An 18,216-nucleotide genomic window follows, 5' to 3' on the forward strand; every position below is an offset into this window, starting at 1 on the left:
TTTTGCCTTTATGGAAGTAAAGTTATATCCACAAATTGCTCTGCCCATATTGTTAGAATTGTTGCTGGCTCCCCTGTATATGTTACCTCTACACGGTCACCAAGCGAATATCCGTCAGCAGATTGTCCGTCTGGTAGATCAATCCCGTACCCGCGGCTGTATTCCGGGGCCTTATCCTCGTCTAAACGAATTCCTATATGATTTGCGTATGGGTCGATTGCCATAATTTCACCTGTGATAGTGTGGACAGAGTTACTGCTTTGCTGTGTTTTATTGACCAATGCTTGCAGGCATTTCGCATAATCCTCCGCAGATATATTTTCCGAACTGATTATGAAAGCAACATCATCTTGCAAGAATTCAGCATAATAACATTCTGCTCCGTTTTCATTTTTGTAGTGGAAAACAGCCAACTCCCTACCATTGATATCTGTAAACTTGAGTTCGTCATCACTTAAATCAAAAATATCATAAGTGTGCTTAAACACTTTTGACAGGACGATATTGACGCTCTGCGTTCCATCGGAATTTTGGAACACAACAGAATTTCCATCATAATAAGCATCACGATTTTCTGACTGGAAGATGCCAAAATCTTTGCTCTGGAGTGTAAGATAGGGGAGCGTTTCTGTAATTGGAAGGGAAACATCAAAATAAGTGAGCAGTTCTTCATAAGATATTGCGGTAAAATCGTCTCCGGAAAGATTAATGTTGCTAATTACGGCATCAGGAGCGGCAATTTCATTGATGTTAAGACTTATGACCTGCTCAGTATTGTCCGATTGTTCATCTGGGTTTGTAGTGATTGGGGGATTATTATCTGGCTGTGGCAAAGTTTGTCCTGGGAACTGTTTCCACAATGTCGCAAATGATACTGCTAACACGATGGCGGCGCAAGCAGCTAAAGAAGTGAACTTTATCCACCTGTGTTTTTGGCAGTGGTAGTTTGCGGCTTCCTCATAATACTCGTCTTTGACTTCGCTCATGGCTTCGGAAAACAATTTAGCGTTCATATAAAAACCTCCCGTTCTATCAAGTATTGTTTCATCTTCTGACGGATCAGAGTGAGCCGGACGGATACATTTTTTTCAGATATTCCTACGCACTTTGCTATGTCTGCATAGGTATCTGCATACGCGTAGCGGCGCATAAAGATAACGCGTTCTTTAACGGTCAGCGTATCCAAAAATGCCTCGATGATACGGGCTAACTCTCTGGCTTCAATTTCATCTTCCACGGTTTTCTGGTCTGCGATGCAGCCCTCGATTTCCTCTAAGGCAACCGTATAGTGTCCGCTTCGTTTTGCCGCTTCCTTTCTCCAATAGGTTTTAAGGGAAATGTTCCGCACGATTTTCACAATGTAGGACAACAAGGGATTTGGGTGTACCGGGGGAATAGCGTTCCATGCGCCTAAATAAGCGTCGTTTACACATTCCTCCGCGTCCCGTCTGCTGTTCACAATGTTGTACGAAAGGTTGTGACAGATTTTTCCGTATTTCATGTCCAGCTCCCGTATGCCTTGTTCGGAACGCTCAAAAAATAACTCGATAATTTTTTCATCATCGATCATCGCGCCACCTCCTTTCCGGCTTCACTCATATACTACGGTTTTAGCTGCAAACACTAAATGAAAGAGAGAAGTTTTCAAAAAAATTATAGCACATCTTTTTGAATAGGGGGTGTCAAGTTGCCGGAATGTTTCTTTGCCGCTTTGCTGGCGGCGTTCCTCCGTTCCTCACTGTATGGGGCGGTCAGACGGAAAGAGAAACGCCCCTTTACAATCTCAAACTCCATGCAACCCGTTTCGGGGTCTGCGTCGGTCTGGCGGCACTGGTCGGGGTACTGTCCGGAGTAGGCGGCAAGCCGCTTCTTTAAGTCGGTGTTGTGGGTGCGGATATGGATAAGGGGGTCTTTCTCGTCAAACCAAATATCGGTGGTCTTTTCCTGCTTCGTAAGCCCTGTTCTCATAAACTCTCCTTTCTGCGCCCCTGTTACGCAGTAGGGGCATTTTTCGGGTGTTTTCCTCGGCTCTTGACTTGGGGAAAATGAGGATTTTCAAATAGAAACTGCCCGGACGGGGAGTGTATCGTCAGGGCGGCTGTTATCGCAAGATTTCTGTTTTTTCCGGCTCTTGACCGTCAGACGCGGATAAACGCGAGCTGTCGGCAAGTGCCAGTTTGAGCAGCTTGTCGCGGAAGGTTTCTGTGCTGCTGTGATTGAAAAACAACTCTGCAACAATGGTCTGCCCGTTCCTCCGGGTCGTGATGATACTGTCGGGGGTCTGTTCTGCCATAGGCGGCTCCTTTCTTTGGGCGCAAAAGAGGGATTTCCCGTAGTTCGGAAAATCCCTCTTGGTTGACGGTTATTCTGTTTTACTGTGTGGGCTGTGCGGCGGCAGCCTGCGCCTTTCTCCTTGCCCGGTATTCCCGCGCTTTCATTCGGTCATACTCTCGCTGCTTTTCAAGGTTTCGCGCCCGGTACTCCCTTGAATACTGCCGGTGGTAGGCGCGGCTCTTTTCCTTTTTGGCTTCTTCGATTTCCTCCCGCATTTGCTGGATTTCCTGCTCGGTCGGTTCTGCAAGCTGTGTCACTTCATTCTCAAACTTGCCGATATAATTGAAATATATGCTGATGTGTTGGATTGCGTATCTCGCCCTTTTCTGGTCGCGCTCATGCACTTCAATTCGGCTGATAAACTCGTTGAGAATGGCGGGTGTAAGGTCGGTAAAGGCGGCATGGCGTTCCGTCAGCTTCAAAAACTTCTGCGCCCGTCCTCCCGCGTTCTCATAAGCGGATAGTTGGTCTTGTAGCTTGGCAAGCTCCGCTTTCAGCGCATAGTATTCTTCCGAATACTTCTGCGACATCTGCTCATAACGGTCTTGCGGGATCGTGCCGAGGGCGTTGTCCTCATAGAGCTTATTCAGCACCTTGTCAATCTGTTCAAGGCGCGTCGTGATTTGCGGAATACGCTTCTGCTGCTTTTTGGTCTGGTCGGTCTGCTGCATGACAAGGTTCTTTTTCACTAAGGCTTCAAACTCCGCCCGATTGCTGATAGAATAGTCCTCGATTTTCTTCAGCACTTCCGCGACGGTCTGCATGAGCAAGTCCGCGTCCATGATGTGCGGGGAGTGGCATTTGGGGTTCTTGGCTTTTCCCTTGTGGTACTCGCTGCAATAGGCAACATGACGCTTGCCACCATTCCGATAATCTATACGAATGTGCATTTTTGCGCCGCAGTCTTTACAGAAAAGCAAGCCGGACAGAGGGTGGATTTCCCCGTCCCCGTTGGGGCGTTTGACGGGTGCGTTTTCCAAAATCCGCTGTACGGTTTCAAAATCGCTGCGGCTGATAATCGGCTCATGCACATTTTCTGTGATGTGCCACTGGCTCCGGTCTACATAGTGGTTATGCTTATCCCGGAAATGCTTTGTAGTCTTGAAGTTGACCACATCGCCGCAATACTCCTGCCGTGTGAGGATATTGGTCAAGGTGGCTTTGTTCCACTTGCAGCGGTTATCCTCGTTGAGCGTCTTATTTTTACAGGTTCCCCGCCCGCGGTCTTTCATGTAGAAAGTGGGGGTAGGGATTTGCTCGTTTTTCAGATGCACGGCGATTTGGTTGCGGTTTTTCCCACCGATAAACAGACGGAAAATCAAACGGACAACCTCGGCGGCTTCCTCGTCGATTATCCAAAAATCCTTGTTGTCCGGGTCTTTGACATAGCCGTAAGGGGCTTCGGTGACAATCGGCTTTCCACTCATGCCTTTGGTCTTAATGCCTGTTTTCACTTTCTTGCTGATGTCCTTTGCGTACCACTCCGACATGATATTGATAAAGGGCGCAAACTCCAATGTGTCGGGCTTCTCGCTGTCAATGCCGTTGTTGACCGCGATAAAACGCACATTGTTCCGTCTGAATATCTCCATCGCGTTGCCGACTTGGAGATAATCACGCCCCCAGCGGGTAAGGTCTTTCATAATGCAGACACCGATTTTCCCGTTTTCCACATCGTCCATCATGCGGGAGTAGGAGGAGCGGTCAAAAAACCTGCCGCTTTCGTCATCGTCGATGTAGTGCCGGATATTGGTTAGGTGCTGCCCTCTGGCATAGTTCTCCAAAAATATTTTTTGGTTCTGTATGCTGTTGCTCTCGCCGCCGTCCCTGTCCTCGTCGCCTACGGAAAGGCGGGAGTAAAGGGCTGTAATTTTGCTATAATCAGTCATGTGCATAACCTCCTGTGCGTCCATGTATGTGTCATTTACACTTAAAATTATGCACTCCAACGGGCGCTGCCGTACTCAAGATTTTTGCGGAATTTCTTGGCATTTTTGCCCTTGATATAGACCGCCAGCCGAATAGCGATGTCGGCGGCAACGCCCACGCACAGGTCAATGGGATGAAAGCTGGGGACAAGGGAGTGAAACGCTGTGTTCAGACCGGTCATAATGTTCAGGAGCTTCGCGGAAGCGTCCGAACCGGGAGCCAGCCGCACCGCCTCGCTGACCTTGGTGGCCAGCAGCGCGATGAACACATACGGAATATTGGGAAGGATGAGCTTTTTGACGTTGACTTGCTTCATCGTTCCAGCTCCTTCCGCTTTGTCCTGTCCACCACAGCCGCCTGAATGAGCGACTTGAAGTGTTGCAGCTTTTCCAGCACCGAGGGGCGTTCCGCCTTCCTGACCTGTTTGGCAGTGTATTCCTTGAACGCGGCGGTCATGGCGTCGGCGTCCGGCGCTTTGAAGAACACCATGTACCGCTTTTCGCCCTTGACCTTGAATGGAGCGAAGTCAATGCCATACTTCCGGGCGATCCGGTTGAATGAGCCGATATTCTGATCGGTGACTTCAATGCTCTGCAACCCCTTATCCTTGGCGGCAAGCTGCTTGACGGTCATTTTTCCGTGGGGATTGGCCTTGCTGTACTGATGCTTCTGGCGGTCGTTTTTCAGTTGCTCCAGCAGCTTGGCAATGGCTTTGCGAAATTCCTGTTCACCCAGCTTTCCGCAGGAGATCATCAAGGATACGATTCTCTGTTCAACTTCTTCCTGCATGACTTATCACGCTCCTTTCCTCCGATTTGCAGGGAGAACGCCGGGACACTAAGGCGGTACCACCAGCCGGTGCAGAAGATGCTCATTCATTTCTGCGCCCCTGTCCCTTGACGGTCAGGATGCCGTCCAGCGTGGTGGCGGTGATCCGCAGGCGCTCGGCCACGGCGATGTCGTTTTTCACGCTTTCATTCACGGTGCCGCCGCAAACCACCAGTACACGAGCGCGGCGCAGATACTCCCGCGCCATGTCGATGCAGTCCTTGTGCTCCTGCGGAATCTCATCGCGTAGGAACAGCGGCAGAAACAGCGTGGGGCAGACGGGCGAAAAGCCCGCGTCATAGACCGCCCTGCAATACTTGGCGGCATTTTCAGTGTTCTCAAACTCGTTCTCGCTCCACGGAGCGGTGATGTAGGCAAGGGGGCGTTTCATCGGTATCAAATCCTTTCTCCCGGAATCGGGCATGAAAAATGACGGCCTTTAGGGGCCGCCGTGAAAATCGTGATTGACCAGCATGGCATAGTGGTTGTCGATGGTGGAAACGGAATTGAACAGCGCCGCCATAAGATAGGCTTTCGTATTCCAAACGCGAGTGGTGTTCTCGCGGATACCGTCCATGACCTTTTCGATGTGCATGGAGGTGATCTTTTCAAAGCGCTGTTGCACGAAGCCGGTGGGATACTCCGCATCCCGCCCGATCTTGACTGTGGGGCTGCGGTTCATAGCCACCTCCAGCATGATCTCCACCAGCTCATCAAGCTGCATCCGGTCATACTGCTGACAGAGAATGTCGTATTCGATTTGCTCTCTGATCTCCGCTTTTTTCTCAAGCCCGTCCGTCATTCCGTCCGCCGCAGGCAGAAAGAATGAATGAGTGCTTGATAGATCAGTATTTGATTTTTGAGTATTAGATTTCTTAGTATTTAATTGCGCGGGATTATCCGTATCCGGTGCCTCCGTATCCGGGTTATCCAGATACGGGTTTTCCGTATCTGGTAAAGTCGTATCCGGTGGAGCGGGCTTTCGGGGCTTCTCGAAGATGGTGTACTCCGTGTCGGAAATGCGCCCATCCTTGCCGCGAAGCTGACGGCGGATGATGTAGCCCGCCAGCTCCAGCTCCTTGAGCGTTTTCCCGATGGCGTCCACGCCCTCCTTGCAGATCGCAGCCAGCCCCCGCGTGGTGTAGTTCCACTCGTCGGGGAGGGAGAGCATCATGGAGAGCAGCCCCTTGGCTTTCAGGGAAAGATTGCTGTCTTTCAGGTGATGGTTGCACATCACCGTGTAATCCCGCGTCCGTTCAACGCGAAATACAGCCATATTGCTTCAATCCTTTCCGCAGGGCAGTCAACCTGTTTGGCCGTCCTCCTCGGCAAACCGCGTATCCAGCCGCTTTACGCTCCAGTTCTGCTTGAACTGTCCCAGCGGGCCGGTGCCGAACTGCGCCAGCGCACGGCGATCCAGCTCCAGCAGCTTTTCCCACAGCTCCGGGTGATGTTTTCGCAGCTTCCGCAGCTCGTCGATACGCTGGAACGGGCAGCACCAGCAGGACGCACGGTGGTAAATCTCATACAGCCCGCCGAAGTCAAAGCCACGGTCGTAACAGGCTTGGAGCGCCTGCGCCTCCGTGATGCCCCATTCCACGAGGGGATACCGCTCATCCTTGCAGCGCCACGCTTCATCGGCGGCGATACCGACATAGTGGATCGCGCCCAGCTCGCCTTTGAGCCGGTTGACCTCCTTGGTGATGAGGTGCGTTTTGAGCTGCCCGGTACACCAGCGGACGCGGATTCCCGGCCAGCCGTTGCCGTAGGGCGGGATGCCCAGCTTTGCACGGTTTTCCAGACTGCGGGGCTTCTGCTTGGGTTCGTCGAACATCAGGTATTCAAAGCCCTTGGGATGCCGCAGCGTGGTAATATGGATGCCGCGCTCCCGGAAAAGATGCTCGTCCAGTTTGGCAAGGTGTTCGTACATTTCCGGGAACTCCATGCCGGTGTCCGCTGACAGCACCATGTCGATGGGCATACCGCGCTCGATCATCAAAAGCAGCATGGCGGTACTGTCCTTACCCCCGGACAGACTGACGGCGTGAAACTGCTTGCCGTTTGTGTTTTGAATGGTTCCCTGCATGGGGAAGCCGCTCCGTTTTCACTCCTTTCCCACATCACAGCTCATAGATGGGCTGCTCGTGTTCGTAGTAGGGATCGCACAGGGCGGCAAGCTCAGCCACCAAGTCCTCCAAATCCAGAGAAATCTCGCTGTCCGCCCAATCGCTGCCCTTGTAGACGCGATACTCGGTGACGTATTCGCCTTCTCCGGCGTTCACGCTGAATTTGGCAACGACGGCAAAGCCCATATCCTCCAGCAGCCACAGCTCCATCGACCGGGCAGCAAACACCGCGCCGATATAGCTGTCGCTTACGTCCTCATAGAGAAGCGTCGCTCGCTGCTTGAACAGCTCCGAGCTGCGATAGTCCAAGCTCAGCGCATTTTTGCCGTCTGCGCGGTAGGCATAGACCGTTTCAGCCTTGTTCCAAACGGCTTGCAGCAGGGCGTGATAGTCAATGTTTTCCAGAAACTCGTCGATCTCCGTTTCCGTGTAGCCGACCTCCGTACCCTTGCGGAACAGCGTGGTCAGCGCTTTTTCCAGCTCTGTTACTCTGCTCATAGTAATTCCTCCAATCACTTTAGTGACGCCGCTTTTTCCGGTCAGGAAGGATATGCCCCTCAATGACGGCGGCGTGTTTGCGAATTTTGATTTCTCCGCGTTTCTCGGATGCCTGCGCCTTGGCATATCCCACGTCGGAGAGGAACAGCCGCAGCCGTTCGCCCTTTTCACCCACTGGGGATTTCCACGACAGGACATCAAAAATAATCATGTGGCGGGTTTCGTCCATAAAGCGCTCCAGCGCAAGGATGCTGTGACCGCCGACAAAATCATCAGCGTTCATATTCGGCACCTCGCGCTCTGATCTGAAAGGCGGCAAGCCCATAGCGGGCAATCAGGGTGGCATTGACGATCAGGCGCAGCGCCTCCGGGTCAATGACCTCCGGTTCCGCCAAGTCCGCCATCGTGACGGCCTCCGTCTTGTCGCAGAGGTCGCGCGCTGCCATGAACAGTGCGTAGTTGTGCGGCGAGGTGTTTTTCAACACCGCATAGCCGAACTCAATCCCGTCCTTGCAGAAGCAATTTGCCGTGCGGCGGTAAATGTCGTCATTAGAGGTCAGCAGGTACATGGCCGCATAATAGGCGTTGGTATCTCTGCGGCGGCGGTAGCCCTGCACGGCACATTGATACTGCATTCGGCGCTCATGCTGCTCGTTGCGCCAAAGGCTTCCGGGATAGTGCTTGATCAGCAGGTTCAGGCGCTGGAACAGGCGGCGTTCATGGGGAAATGTCTCTAAGACTGCCTCGCGGTAGCCGACCACACCGGCCTCGATGCGCTCGGCCAGCCACGGGCAGCGCAGGGCGGTACAGCCCAGCTTTTTCACATACTCGGTACAGAGCTGGCAGCTCACATCTTTGGGGGTATATTTGAATGTGTTAATATACATGGCGTCCTCCTTTTGGCATGAAAATAGCGGACAAACAAACTGCTTGTCCGCTCAACGGCTCTGGTCGCGCTGGCGCTTTTTCTGCCATGCGTCCAGTAATTTGAAAATGGTGTTCTCAATCTGGAACGGGGTATAGGAACGCGGAAAGTATTTCCGCAGCTTTTCACCGGAAAGGGTGATGTCGTTCTTCTCCGGTTTCTTCTGCTCCATCATAATGGAGAGCATGGTGTCCTCATTCAGCTCACCGCTTTGACTGAGCTTTTTCATCCGCTGCGCCTGAGAGAGTGAGGGGGTGGCCTGTTCACTGTCGATAGTTTCCAGAAGCAAGCCCTGCTCCTTGGGTGTCAGTGCCGCGATCTGATACGCCGGACTGAGGGCGATTTTCTTTTCGTCCACCATCTGCTGAAGCTCCGGGACTAACTGCGTCAGGGCGATGTAGTTGCGGATGGTATCGCCGCTCACACCGGCATCCTGACCAACTTCATCATCGCTGCGGAACTTCGCCGAAATTTTCGGCGAAGTCAGATCCGTCCGTGCGCCCTGCCGCTTGATGGCCTCCATCTTCATCTTGTAGGCTTTGGCGCGTTCGGAGGGGAGAATGTTCTCCCGCTGAAGGTTGCTGTCCACCACGATGATGGTGGCAGCGTCCCGGTCAATGTCACGGACAATAACCGGCATGGTGGCCAGTCCTGCCAGCTCGCAGGCGTGTTTGCGTCGGTGGCCTGCGATCAGCTCATAACCGCCGTCCTCCCGTGGCCGTGCCAGCGCGGGGACGAGGACGCCGTATTCCTTGACGCTTTCGGCGGTTTCCTGCATGGACGCATCCTCTCGCACCTGAAAGGGGTGATCCGGGAACGGATGCAGCTCAGAGAGCGAAATCTGAACAACTACTTCCTGCTGCGGTTTCGGCTTTTTGGATGACGCGGGCTTTTTGCCCGGTTCCTTCTGCACTGTTTTTTCAGGCATTGTGTTCCTCCTGTCGGCATCTGATTTTGGGTACAAAAAAAGGACATTTCTTCTTTGCAGAGGAAATGTCCTGATTTTTTGGACGGGCCGACAGCCCGCCCAAACGGTATTTTATTTTTGTCGTTACTATAACACCCCCTACGAAATAACTACTTCGCGGCTCGATTTTTCGGTTTGGAAAAGGATGAAAAACCTTGCCAGATAACCGAAAACCCTTGATATACGGGGCTTTTCCGGTTTGTCGTAATTATACCGTAAGGGCATACATTCGCGACGCTGGCGCTGGAGAATGGTATGGATGTGAAGACGCTCTCCGCCATGCTGGGCCATGTGTCGGCGGTGACAACGCTGGACATCTACACCCACATCACCGGCGATATGCAGCGCGCTGCTGCCGCCAGCATTGACCGGAGCATCGGCAAGGCAGAACCGCAGGAAGAAACGGAGCCGGAGCAGAAAGGCATCGTGGACTTCCAGCCCTATGTGGGGAAGAAAAGGAAACCGGGCACCGGCTGCGTCAGCGAACTCAATGACCACCTGTTTGAGGGACGCTATTCTCCCATATGGCCGGACGGGACACAGCATTCCCGCAACATCTACGCCCGCACCCGCGAGGAGTGCGAGGAAAAGCTGAAGGTGTTGATCGTGGAGATGAAAGCGGAGATTGCGGAGGCGCAGCGACTGAAAGCGGAAGGGGCACTTCCGCCTCAGATTCCGGAGAGGAAGAAAGTCCAGAAGAAAATGGCAGAAGGCACAGAAAAGTAAATAAAAAAGCGCTGGTATCGGTGCCAATTGTGCATACCGATACCAGTGGCTTATTAATGCTGACACTCTTGAAAACAATGGTTACTGGCCTGCTTCTGACTGCGGCAGCAGTGGCAATAGCTCTGCAGCGATTTCGGCTGCGGTCATCGTTGCAGTGGTCATTGCTAACTTGCTCCCGATAATAGGACTATACGCCATAACATCCTTCTTAGTTAAGTTGTGCCACACGGGTAAAAGCATTTTTCCATTGATGCTTTCCAGCTGAAAAAGCCCGTCCAGTTCAGCTTTCGTCCAGTACTTACCGTCTTTGATGTAGTCAGGTGAAAGAACAGCGACACCAAATCTGGACTTCTTGAGGCCGTCATCAATTCTGGCTCTCATCGAATCTCCCCATTTGATTTCGCTGGTATCATACCATACCTTGACTCCTAACTTGCGAAGCTCGTCTACAAACTCATCAACGAATTCCTCTTTATCTTCCCATGCGTGGGAAACAAACACATCATACTCTGGCAAAGTGCTTTCCTCCATTCTACTTGCTGGCATGACAGAGGGCACTGAGAGCGCCTGTAGTTCTTCAATCCTTCGTTCGTAGGACTGTTGCATCTGTTTAGCTGCCATATCCTGCTTTTTCCGAGCTTTAGCTTCTTCTTTTTGCAGATGGACTGCGGCATCGTTGCGCTTTTTTCGTTTATCTGCAATCTTATTAGCTAAGGTTGCGCTCTCGCCAGAGGCCTTATTTGCTGCGGCCAGGTAATTGTCTCGTTGCTGCAATTTACTTCTTACTGTTGCAGTAGATGCATTTTTATTAATAGTAATGTTCGCGGCTTTTCTTTGCTCCTCAGCAGCTTTCTTATCCAGAGCAGCTTTCTTTTTTTCTAAATCCGCAATATCTTTATCAAGTGCATTCACAGTTCTTTGGTATTGTTCGATTGACATAGGTGCCTCCAGTTTCTCATAATATCGATGGAAAAGGGGTATGCCCTGCGGACATACCCCCTGGTGTTATCCTCTTGGAGGGAAGGAATCCTTTCCGTGAGAATCCTTATCTCTAATCCGTCCGTCAGGTCGATGAATGACCAGTTCAGAACCTTGGTTACGCGAAATTTCGCGTGCGATATCAATCGCATCTTTTTGCGTTGTGGTACGCACGGTAGCACGGGTATTACCCTCGCCTTTTACCTGCCAACCGCCATTGGGATGAGGTGTCACATGTTGATTTTTACCCATAGCCGCTCACCTCATTTCAAACGGGTCACGCGTCCACAATGAGGACACTTGGATGGATTCGTAATAGGGATAATGCGCTTGCCACAGCGGCAAATGTAATACTTATACTTGATAGTCATTTTATGACCTCCCAAAAAGTGAATTTCATCTATATAATCACACTATTGGGAAAAGACTGCGTTTTTTTACCTTTCCAGACACAGATTTCGTATTGCAATCGGAAACCAAACATGGTAAAATAATAACGCATTATGACAAAGTACCATGTTCCGTGCTTCTGTCGTCCCGCAGGACACCGAGTTGCCGCTCGGTGTCTTTTTCTTTTCTCTTTTATGTGTTGTTGTCAAAGAACAGGTCTGGATTGCACCCGAAGGCGCCTTCCAGTATGCGATTAGCCAGATTAACTTTTGCCCGAGAAGTTTTAAGATCACTCATCCTATGTAAAACGCTTTTCCCGCAACTATCTTTTGCAGTTATCCACACTTGATCTCGACGATAGTTGCCATCAACCAAAAGTGGCTGATGTGAAGTGCAGATTAGTTGTGCATGATGCGGGTTGCTGACTTCGCTGGTGAACAGTTCGATAATCTCTTTAGCTAACGAGAGGTGAAGACCGTTTTCAAGTTCATCAATGATAAGGATACCACCCTTCTCCAAAACATCAAAGAGATAGGGCAACGCTGTAAAAAGTTTTACAGTTCCTAAAGATTCATCTACAAAAAAAGAAAGTGGTGCGCTGGTTGTCTCTTCGCCGTTTTCATACACTGCGTGCCGTGAATCTACGCCGACCTTTGTCCTCTTGGCAATAAGTTCTCGGTTTTCGAAATCGTCCGAAGAAACCCTTTGGCGGGCAACCTCCTCTTCTTCAAAAGAAACTTTAATATCTCGAAGGGTCGGATCGGCTTTTTTTATTATGCTGATGTACTTTCTGAGCCGTTCTTCCGAAAAGGTCTCCTTGGGATTAACAGGATCCAACCTGCCAGCCGCCATATTGACAACATTGATTCCGCTTATCGCAGCAACAATCTTAGATGCAAGTGGGGTGTTTAACATCCCGGCAACCGGAAGACATAGCGCTTCTGCCTTAACGGTATGTTTTGCGGCATCAAATCCTTTTAAATCTGAACGAAGTGTAATGTCCTTAAAAGAAGACGAGGTGCGTTCAAGCAACTTTTCTGTCCTTCGATGTTTTTTTGTGAGAAGTTCGTAAACGACCTCTTTTCCTTTGACAGAGAAAGCATACCGATAGGTTGTACCGTCTATGATAAGCTCGATTGCAAATTTTGTCGGTTTTTCTTGAAAGCTGGTATCAAATGCAAAAGTTTTCACAGGAGTGTCCATTTCTTTTAGTTGAGGAATGGAAAGCAACTGTGCAGCATCAGTCGCAGCTAACGGAGAAACGAGAAGAAGGCGCTGAATCTCCCGGAGGATTTTACAGAAAAATGTTTTGCCTGATCCGTTGGCTCCATACAGGAATGAAACCTTATTAAATCGACTGCCTCCGCAGGCGAATGTGTTGTCAAGGTGCTCTTTTTTACTGAAATCCGATTCTGTTGTGAAGATAATCGGTTCAGCAAATGAAGCGAAGTTCTCAACAGAGATCGACTTCAAAATGAGATTTTCCATCTCTTTCGCTCCTTTCTAAGTATAATCTATCATATAGCATTCCAAATGTCAATGCTTAATTTATATTTTTCGACAATCATGATGAAAAACGCAGAACAATACATTTTATCAACGAAGGAGCAGATATTTGCACATTAACATAATCTAATGGCGTGAAAGTATACTTTAGTGTGTGAAAAGCAACTGTTTTAGATATTTACGCATTGCATCACCGCCTGCGCCGCAATAGACAGAGAATAAGAAAAATCCCTCTGAAATCAACGATTTCAGAGGAATTTTGGTCCGAGTAGTGCGGCTCGAACGCACGGTCTCCTGGTCCCAAACCAGGCGCGATACCAACTTCGCTATACCCGGATATTCACTTTTCTGCCATGATACCACGGCGAGGGGTAAAAATAAAGATTTTTCTGTCTGTGGTCATTCCTGTGGTCAAAGCCGCTTTTGTGCCGTTTTCGGCAGCCGGGGGAAATCCCGCAAACACAGGCGTCACAAGGCTTTGCGGCGTTTTACCTTGCCCAACCCCGGATACCGCCACGGCACTCCCAAAGCAGGCGCGGTACCAACTCCGCTATACCCGGATATTTTCCACACCGTCTGTCCGAATTGTGGACAGGCGATATAGGCTTTTTTAGTATAGTATACTTTTGAAATAATTGCAAGTCTTACGTATCTGTGATAAGATAAAAATCCAAGAAAATGACGAGGTGAATTCCATGAGAATGAGAAAAAAGCCCAACCTGAGCCCCCGGATGGAGCGGTGCGGCCGGTTTTTGATCGATGACCCCGCCGCCTATCGGGGACACTGGCGGGATCTGAAGCCTGATGCCGCCGACCTGCGGCTGGAGCTGGGCTGCGGCAAGGGCCGCTTTACCGCCGAGACCGCCCAGCAGCACCCGGATACCCTCTACATCGCTCTGGAGCGGGTCCCCGACGCCATGATCGTGGCCATGGAGCGCTGCATGGACAAGGGTCTGACCAACGTGTTCTTCATCGACGGGGACGCCGCCCGCCTGCGGGACTACTTCGCCCCCGACGAGGTGGACCAGATGTACATCAATTTCTGCGACCCCTGGCCCTCCAACCGCCACGCCAAGCGCCGCCTGACCCACGAGAACTTCCTGGTGCTGTACCGGGGCATTCTGAAGACCGGCGGCAAGCTGTGCTTTAAGACGGACAACCGGGACCTGTTCGAGTTCTCCCTGTTCCAGTTCCCCAAGGCGGGCTATGACCTGTCAGAGGTCACCCGGGACCTGCACAGCCAGGGCATCTGCGGCGTGATGACCGACTACGAGGCCAAGTTCCACGACCAGGGCGTGCCCATCAACCGCTGCGTGGGCACCAAGCTGGCCGTAGACCCGGAGCCGGAGTTCCACCCCATCCCCGGCTGGGGAGACGCCCACCCCGGGGTGCGTCCCGATTCGGAGCGGGAAGAAGCTGACGGCCAGGCGCCCGAGGAGGAGCAGGCGGACTGACGCCTATCCCCGCAGCCGGAAGATGCGCCGGAGCTCCACCCCCTGGGCACTGAGGGCGGCCAGATAGAGCACCACTCCGAAGACCAGACAGGCCCCGGCGCTGGGCAGGGCCCCCAGGCCGCAGGCCAGTAATCTGCGCTGGAGCAGGGCCATGGTCAGGGCTGATAACAGGGCGGCCAGGCCGGGGGCGATGAGCCAAGGGAGGGGCCGCAGGGCCAGGCCGGTGTGCCGCAGGGTGAGGACCAGGCACAGCAGGGCCTCCAGCCCAGCGGAGACCAGGGCCCCGACCACATAGCCCCCCATACCCACCCCGGGCAGGGGGACCAGCACCAGCGTCAGGGCCAGCTGCACCCCGCCCCCCAGCAGGGAGACGGAGGCCACCGTCCCCTGGCGGCCCACCCCGTTTAAAATGGCCCCCAGGACCGAGCAGAAACAGCTCAGAGCCATAACGACGGCCAGGGGCAGCAGATAGCCGTCCACCGGGCGGCCAAAGAGCAGCCGCCCCAGAGTTGGCCCCACCACCGCCATCCAGGCCATAGCGGGCAGGGCCAGCACCCCCACCACGGACAGGGCCCGCTGGGCCAGCTGACGGACCCGGTCCCACCGGTCCAGGGCCCTGGCCCGGGCCAGCCGGGGCAGCAGCACCAGATTCAGCGCCCCCAGAAACACCGTGGGCAGGGCCAGCATGGGCAGCGTCATGCCGCACACCACCCCAAGCTGGGCGATGGCATCCTCCCGGGCCATGCCCCCCTCCACCAGCTTTTGGGGGATGAGAGCGGCGTTGGCCGCCCCCAGCAGATTGCCCAGCAGGGCGTTCAGGCCCACGGGCAGGGCGATGGCGGCGATGCGTCGGCGGCGGACGGCCCCCGGCTCTCCGGGCCCGGACAGAACGCCCCGGCGGCGACGGCGGTAGAGCACCGCCAGCGTGACGGCGGAGAACACCTCGCACAGGACCATCCCCGCCACCACCAGGCCCACCGCCCGCTCCGGGTATTGGGGCAGGAATAGCCACAGCAGACCCAGCACCGCCGCAGCCCGCACCAGCTGCTCACACAGCTCGGTGACGGCGGGAGGGCGCACCAGGCCCGCCCCATAGAACCAATGCTTGTGAAAATTTTCTACCCCCGTGAGGGCCACGCAGGGCACCAGCAAAATAAGCCCCAGCTGGGTGCGGGCGTCCCCCAGCAGGGACACCGACACGAAGTCCGAGGCGAAGATCAGCCACCCGCCCACGGGGAGCAGCATCAGGGCAAACAGCTTCAGGCAGGTCCCCAGGGCCTGGTCCGCCCCACGGGCGTTTCCCCGGGCCAGATACTGGGCCGTCAGGTTGGACACCGCCGCCGTCAGGCCGATGGCCGTGAGGGACAGCAGCACGGCGTAAACGGGCATGAGCAGCTGATACAGCCCCATGACCTGGGCCCCCACCATACGGGCCAGGGCCACCCGATAGCCAAAGCCCAGCAGCTGGGACGCCGCGCCCAGCACCGTCAGCAGCACCGCCCCCTGTCCGGCGGACGTGGTCTCCTTGCCCATGGCTTCCCCTCCTCTCCCGGTCAACATATGCCGGGCGGGGGAGGGGTATGCTTTTTCCTCGGCTCTGGTTTTTCCCTTGCCCTGGGCGGCGGGATAGGATATAATGGTCCTGCAGAATGGGGCTGCGGCTTTCCCGGCAGACCCGCTGTTTTTGGATGGAATGATGAAACGAATGAGAATGCAGGAGGTTATTTGATATGTCTTTTGTAACGTTAGAACACCGGGGGCCTGTGGGCCTTATCACCATGAACCGGCCCAAAGCCCTGAACGCCCTGAACGACCAGGTGCTGCGGGAGCTGGACGCCGTGCTGGACCAGGTGGAGGCGGACGACAGCATTCTGGTGGCCGTGATCACCGGTGCGGGCCGCTCCTTTGTGGCCGGGGCCGACATCGGCCAGATGTCCACCCTGACGGCGGCGGAGGCCAAGGCCTTCGGCGTGCTGGGCAACCGGGTGTTTTTGAAGCTGGAGAATCTGACCAAGCCCACCATCGCTGCGGTGAACGGCTTTGCCCTGGGCGGCGGCTGCGAGCTGTCCATGGCCTGTGACATCCGTGTGGCCAGCGAGAAGGCCAAGTTCGGCCAGCCCGAGGTGGGCCTGGGCATCACCCCCGGCTTTGGCGGCACCCAGCGTCTGCCCCGCCTGGTGGGCTCTGCCAACGCCATGGAGCTGATCCTCACCGCCCAGAACATCAACGCCCAGCGGGCCCTGGAGATCGGCCTGGTGAGCCACGTCTATCCCGCCGAGGAGATGCTGGACCGGGCGCTGGAGCTGGCCGATGCCATCGCCGCCAACGCCCAGGTGGCCGTCCGCCAGTCTAAGGCCGCCGTGCGCCGTGGTCTCCAGACCGACATGGCCACCGGCGTGGCCTATGAGAGCGAGGCCTTTGGTCTGTGCTTTGCCACCGAGGACCAGAAGGACGCCATGGCCGCCTTCCTGAAAAAGGAGAAGCTGCCCGGATTCAAGAACAAGTAAAAGAACAAATAAGGGTACAGAACACAGCGCCGCTCCCGACCTGAGCACGGGCCGGGAGCGGTGCTTTTTGCCCGAAAGTTGTTGGAAGCGGCGAAAATGCTCCTTTGGAATTGACTTTCTTTTGTGGCGGTTGTAAAATTATTTTATTGTGCTGACTTGCCTTGCACAGAAATTCATCCGTAGGAAGATGGAGGAGCGAGAACAATGGAGATCTCTAAAGTACACGCCGTGTTTTTCAGTCCCACGGGCAATGCCAAAAAGGTGATCTGTACCGTGGCCGACGCTGTGGGGACAGCGCTGGGTGTCCCCGTGGCCTATGACGATTTTACCCTGCCCCAGGCTCGACAGGAGACCCGGAGCTATGGCCCCGGCGACCTGGTGATCTTCGGCACACCCACCTATGCCGGACGCATCCCCAACAAGCTGCTGCCCTTTGTGCAGAGCGGTTTTCAGGGCAACGGGGCTCTGGCCGTCCCCGTGGCGGTGTTCGGCAACCGGAGCTATGACAACGCCCTGATGGAGCTGCGCAACGAGCTGGAGGCCCACGGCTTCCACACCGTGGCCGGAGCGGGCGTCCCCACCGAGCACGTGTTCAGCGACAAGCTGGCCCCCGGCCGTCCCAATGCGGACGACCTGGCGGAGCTGGCCGGGTTCGGGCGCAAGATCGGGGAAAAAGTGGCCCGGCTGGCGGACATTCCCACACCCATCGCCGTGAAGGGTGAGGACCCGGTGGGCCCCTACTACACCCCCCTGGGAACCGACGGAAAACCCGCCAAGTTCTTAAAGGCCACCCCCAAGACCGACCCGGACAAGTGCAGCAAGTGCGGCCTGTGCGCCACTGTGTGCCCCGTGGGCTCTATCCCCGCCAATGCCCCGGACACCTGCGCCGGCATCTGCATCAAGTGCCACGCCTGCATTAAGATCTGTCCCACCGGGGCCAAGTATCTGGATGACCCCGCCTTCCTGTCCCACGTGGCCATGCTGGAGCAGAATTACACCCGCCCCACCCAGGCGGAGTGGTTCCTGTGAGCTTGCAAGAAAAGTGAAA

The 18,216-nt window shown here is 54.2% G+C and carries 20 protein-coding genes, 1 tRNA gene and 2 pseudogenes; 4 read left to right on the forward strand and 19 right to left on the reverse strand.

The genetic code is table 11. The annotated features are described in order from the left end of the window. Positions 1 to 8: 8 nt before the first annotated feature. From ACSAMP_RS15830 to ACSAMP_RS15895, 14 genes and pseudogenes are all read right to left on the reverse strand, one after another. Positions 9 to 1,013, reverse strand: coding sequence for a hypothetical protein (locus ACSAMP_RS15830; protein WP_457800995.1), 1,005 nt, complete (start codon positions 1,011 to 1,013; stop codon positions 9 to 11). Then, positions 1,010 to 1,570 (reverse strand): RNA polymerase sigma factor, encoded by a 561-nt coding sequence (locus ACSAMP_RS15835; protein ID WP_457800996.1) that lies wholly within the window; start codon positions 1,568 to 1,570, stop codon positions 1,010 to 1,012. The genes ACSAMP_RS15830 and ACSAMP_RS15835 overlap by 4 nt, the downstream gene beginning before the upstream one ends. Positions 1,571 to 1,653: 83 nt before the next feature. Then, complete coding sequence (locus ACSAMP_RS15840) at positions 1,654 to 1,968, reverse strand: hypothetical protein (protein WP_457800997.1); 315 nt, start codon at positions 1,966 to 1,968, stop codon at positions 1,654 to 1,656. Between the two features lie 133 nt (positions 1,969 to 2,101). Next, positions 2,102 to 2,293, reverse strand: coding sequence for a transposon-encoded TnpW family protein (locus tag ACSAMP_RS15845; RefSeq protein WP_457800998.1), 192 nt, complete (start codon positions 2,291 to 2,293; stop codon positions 2,102 to 2,104). A gap of 79 nt (positions 2,294 to 2,372) precedes the next feature. Further along, positions 2,373 to 4,247, reverse strand: coding sequence for a recombinase family protein (locus ACSAMP_RS15850; protein WP_457800999.1), 1,875 nt, complete (start codon positions 4,245 to 4,247; stop codon positions 2,373 to 2,375). Positions 4,248 to 4,279: 32 nt separating this feature from the next. Next, positions 4,280 to 4,579 (reverse strand): annotated as a pseudogene (locus ACSAMP_RS15855) (VirD4-like conjugal transfer protein, CD1115 family); the annotation flags it as partial. Then, positions 4,576 to 5,052, reverse strand: coding sequence for a PcfB family protein (locus ACSAMP_RS15860; protein WP_055270781.1), 477 nt, complete (start codon positions 5,050 to 5,052; stop codon positions 4,576 to 4,578). The gene ACSAMP_RS15860 and the pseudogene ACSAMP_RS15855, both read right to left, overlap by 4 nt. An 82-nt stretch (positions 5,053 to 5,134) precedes the next feature. Further along, on the reverse strand, positions 5,135 to 5,482 hold the full coding sequence (locus tag ACSAMP_RS15865) for a DUF7768 domain-containing protein (RefSeq protein ID WP_116705172.1): 348 nt from the start codon (positions 5,480 to 5,482) through the stop codon (positions 5,135 to 5,137). A 48-nt stretch (positions 5,483 to 5,530) separates the two neighbouring features. Then, the gene (locus ACSAMP_RS15870; RefSeq protein ID WP_457801000.1) at positions 5,531 to 6,367 is read right to left on the reverse strand and encodes a DUF6017 domain-containing protein; all 837 of its coding nucleotides are present in this window, start codon (positions 6,365 to 6,367) and stop codon (positions 5,531 to 5,533) included. 27 nt (positions 6,368 to 6,394) lie between these two features. Then, positions 6,395 to 7,177, reverse strand: coding sequence for a phosphoadenosine phosphosulfate reductase domain-containing protein (locus ACSAMP_RS15875; RefSeq protein ID WP_457801001.1), 783 nt, complete (start codon positions 7,175 to 7,177; stop codon positions 6,395 to 6,397). A gap of 34 nt (positions 7,178 to 7,211) precedes the next feature. Beyond that, on the reverse strand, positions 7,212 to 7,715 hold the full coding sequence (locus tag ACSAMP_RS15880; RefSeq protein ID WP_457801002.1) for a hypothetical protein: 504 nt from the start codon (positions 7,713 to 7,715) through the stop codon (positions 7,212 to 7,214). A gap of 19 nt (positions 7,716 to 7,734) precedes the next feature. Next, positions 7,735 to 7,998: a DUF5720 family protein gene (locus tag ACSAMP_RS15885; protein WP_007883217.1), complete on the reverse strand. Its 264-nt coding sequence runs from the start codon at positions 7,996 to 7,998 to the stop codon at positions 7,735 to 7,737. Next, a complete protein-coding gene (locus tag ACSAMP_RS15890; RefSeq protein WP_457801003.1) occupies positions 7,988 to 8,602 on the reverse strand; it encodes a hypothetical protein in 615 nt (204 codons plus the stop codon). The genes ACSAMP_RS15885 and ACSAMP_RS15890 overlap by 11 nt, the downstream gene beginning before the upstream one ends. A gap of 51 nt (positions 8,603 to 8,653) precedes the next feature. After that, positions 8,654 to 9,568 (reverse strand): ParB/RepB/Spo0J family partition protein, encoded by a 915-nt coding sequence (locus ACSAMP_RS15895; RefSeq protein WP_457801004.1) that lies wholly within the window; start codon positions 9,566 to 9,568, stop codon positions 8,654 to 8,656. Positions 9,569 to 9,829: 261 nt separating this feature from the next. Between ACSAMP_RS15895 and ACSAMP_RS15900 the strand changes: the two are divergent. Beyond that, a pseudogene (locus ACSAMP_RS15900) lies at positions 9,830 to 10,333 on the forward strand (tyrosine-type recombinase/integrase); the annotation flags it as partial. An 81-nt stretch (positions 10,334 to 10,414) separates the two neighbouring features. On the opposite strand, the gene ACSAMP_RS15905 reads toward ACSAMP_RS15900, so the two are convergent. The 4 genes from ACSAMP_RS15905 to ACSAMP_RS15920 all read right to left on the reverse strand — a co-directional run bounded on the left by ACSAMP_RS15905 (position 10,415) and on the right by ACSAMP_RS15920 (position 13,543). After that, entirely contained in the window at positions 10,415 to 11,272 is an 858-nt protein-coding gene (locus ACSAMP_RS15905) for a toll/interleukin-1 receptor domain-containing protein (protein ID WP_457801005.1), read from the reverse strand. A gap of 66 nt (positions 11,273 to 11,338) precedes the next feature. Beyond that, positions 11,339 to 11,563 carry a DUF2188 domain-containing protein gene (locus tag ACSAMP_RS15910; RefSeq protein ID WP_457801006.1) on the reverse strand — a complete coding sequence of 75 codons (225 nt, stop codon included), beginning with the start codon at positions 11,561 to 11,563 and terminating at the stop codon, positions 11,339 to 11,341. A gap of 330 nt (positions 11,564 to 11,893) precedes the next feature. Further along, positions 11,894 to 13,189 carry an AAA family ATPase gene (locus ACSAMP_RS15915; protein WP_457801007.1) on the reverse strand — a complete coding sequence of 432 codons (1,296 nt, stop codon included), beginning with the start codon at positions 13,187 to 13,189 and terminating at the stop codon, positions 11,894 to 11,896. Positions 13,190 to 13,467: 278 nt separating this feature from the next. Beyond that, positions 13,468 to 13,543 (reverse strand) — tRNA-Pro (locus tag ACSAMP_RS15920). Between the two features lie 359 nt (positions 13,544 to 13,902). Here ACSAMP_RS15920 and trmB point away from each other — a divergent pair. Further along, a complete protein-coding gene (gene trmB / locus ACSAMP_RS15925; RefSeq protein ID WP_457801008.1) occupies positions 13,903 to 14,661 on the forward strand; it encodes a tRNA (guanosine(46)-N7)-methyltransferase TrmB in 759 nt (252 codons plus the stop codon). A gap of 3 nt (positions 14,662 to 14,664) precedes the next feature. Here the strand turns inward: trmB and ACSAMP_RS15930 are convergent, their stop codons facing one another. Continuing rightward, positions 14,665 to 16,194: an oligosaccharide flippase family protein gene (locus ACSAMP_RS15930; RefSeq protein ID WP_457801009.1), complete on the reverse strand. Its 1,530-nt coding sequence runs from the start codon at positions 16,192 to 16,194 to the stop codon at positions 14,665 to 14,667. Positions 16,195 to 16,391: 197 nt separating this feature from the next. Between ACSAMP_RS15930 and ACSAMP_RS15935 the strand changes: the two genes are divergently transcribed. Continuing rightward, on the forward strand, positions 16,392 to 17,168 hold the full coding sequence (locus ACSAMP_RS15935) for an enoyl-CoA hydratase-related protein (RefSeq protein ID WP_457801010.1): 777 nt from the start codon (positions 16,392 to 16,394) through the stop codon (positions 17,166 to 17,168). Positions 17,169 to 17,372: 204 nt separating this feature from the next. Beyond that, on the forward strand, positions 17,373 to 18,197 hold the full coding sequence (locus ACSAMP_RS15940) for a 4Fe-4S binding protein (protein WP_457801011.1): 825 nt from the start codon (positions 17,373 to 17,375) through the stop codon (positions 18,195 to 18,197). Positions 18,198 to 18,216 lie beyond the last annotated feature (19 nt).

The organism is Flintibacter sp. SJQ-8, assembly GCF_054108085.1.

Coding starts and splice junctions, on each gene's coding strand:
- ACSAMP_RS15895 (WP_457801004.1), bottom strand. CDS start 9,568: ATGCCTGAAAAAACAGTGCAGAAGGAACCGGGCAAAAAGCCCGCGTCA.
- ACSAMP_RS15865 (WP_116705172.1), bottom strand. CDS start 5,482: ATGAAACGCCCCCTTGCCTACATCACCGCTCCGTGGAGCGAGAACGAG.
- ACSAMP_RS15870 (WP_457801000.1), bottom strand. CDS start 6,367: ATGGCTGTATTTCGCGTTGAACGGACGCGGGATTACACGGTGATGTGC.
- ACSAMP_RS15845 (WP_457800998.1), bottom strand. CDS start 2,293: ATGGCAGAACAGACCCCCGACAGTATCATCACGACCCGGAGGAACGGG.
- ACSAMP_RS15830 (WP_457800995.1), bottom strand. CDS start 1,013: ATGAACGCTAAATTGTTTTCCGAAGCCATGAGCGAAGTCAAAGACGAG.
- ACSAMP_RS15910 (WP_457801006.1), bottom strand. CDS start 11,563: ATGGGTAAAAATCAACATGTGACACCTCATCCCAATGGCGGTTGGCAG.
- ACSAMP_RS15935 (WP_457801010.1), top strand. CDS start 16,392: ATGTCTTTTGTAACGTTAGAACACCGGGGGCCTGTGGGCCTTATCACC.
- ACSAMP_RS15915 (WP_457801007.1), bottom strand. CDS start 13,189: ATGGAAAATCTCATTTTGAAGTCGATCTCTGTTGAGAACTTCGCTTCA.
- ACSAMP_RS15930 (WP_457801009.1), bottom strand. CDS start 16,194: ATGGGCAAGGAGACCACGTCCGCCGGACAGGGGGCGGTGCTGCTGACG.
- ACSAMP_RS15875 (WP_457801001.1), bottom strand. CDS start 7,177: ATGCAGGGAACCATTCAAAACACAAACGGCAAGCAGTTTCACGCCGTC.
- ACSAMP_RS15905 (WP_457801005.1), bottom strand. CDS start 11,272: ATGTCAATCGAACAATACCAAAGAACTGTGAATGCACTTGATAAAGAT.
- ACSAMP_RS15860 (WP_055270781.1), bottom strand. CDS start 5,052: ATGCAGGAAGAAGTTGAACAGAGAATCGTATCCTTGATGATCTCCTGC.
- ACSAMP_RS15835 (WP_457800996.1), bottom strand. CDS start 1,570: ATGATCGATGATGAAAAAATTATCGAGTTATTTTTTGAGCGTTCCGAA.
- ACSAMP_RS15840 (WP_457800997.1), bottom strand. CDS start 1,968: ATGAGAACAGGGCTTACGAAGCAGGAAAAGACCACCGATATTTGGTTT.
- trmB (WP_457801008.1), top strand. CDS start 13,903: ATGAGAATGAGAAAAAAGCCCAACCTGAGCCCCCGGATGGAGCGGTGC.
- ACSAMP_RS15880 (WP_457801002.1), bottom strand. CDS start 7,715: ATGAGCAGAGTAACAGAGCTGGAAAAAGCGCTGACCACGCTGTTCCGC.
- ACSAMP_RS15850 (WP_457800999.1), bottom strand. CDS start 4,247: ATGGACGCACAGGAGGTTATGCACATGACTGATTATAGCAAAATTACA.
- ACSAMP_RS15890 (WP_457801003.1), bottom strand. CDS start 8,602: ATGTATATTAACACATTCAAATATACCCCCAAAGATGTGAGCTGCCAG.
- ACSAMP_RS15940 (WP_457801011.1), top strand. CDS start 17,373: ATGGAGATCTCTAAAGTACACGCCGTGTTTTTCAGTCCCACGGGCAAT.
- ACSAMP_RS15885 (WP_007883217.1), bottom strand. CDS start 7,998: ATGAACGCTGATGATTTTGTCGGCGGTCACAGCATCCTTGCGCTGGAG.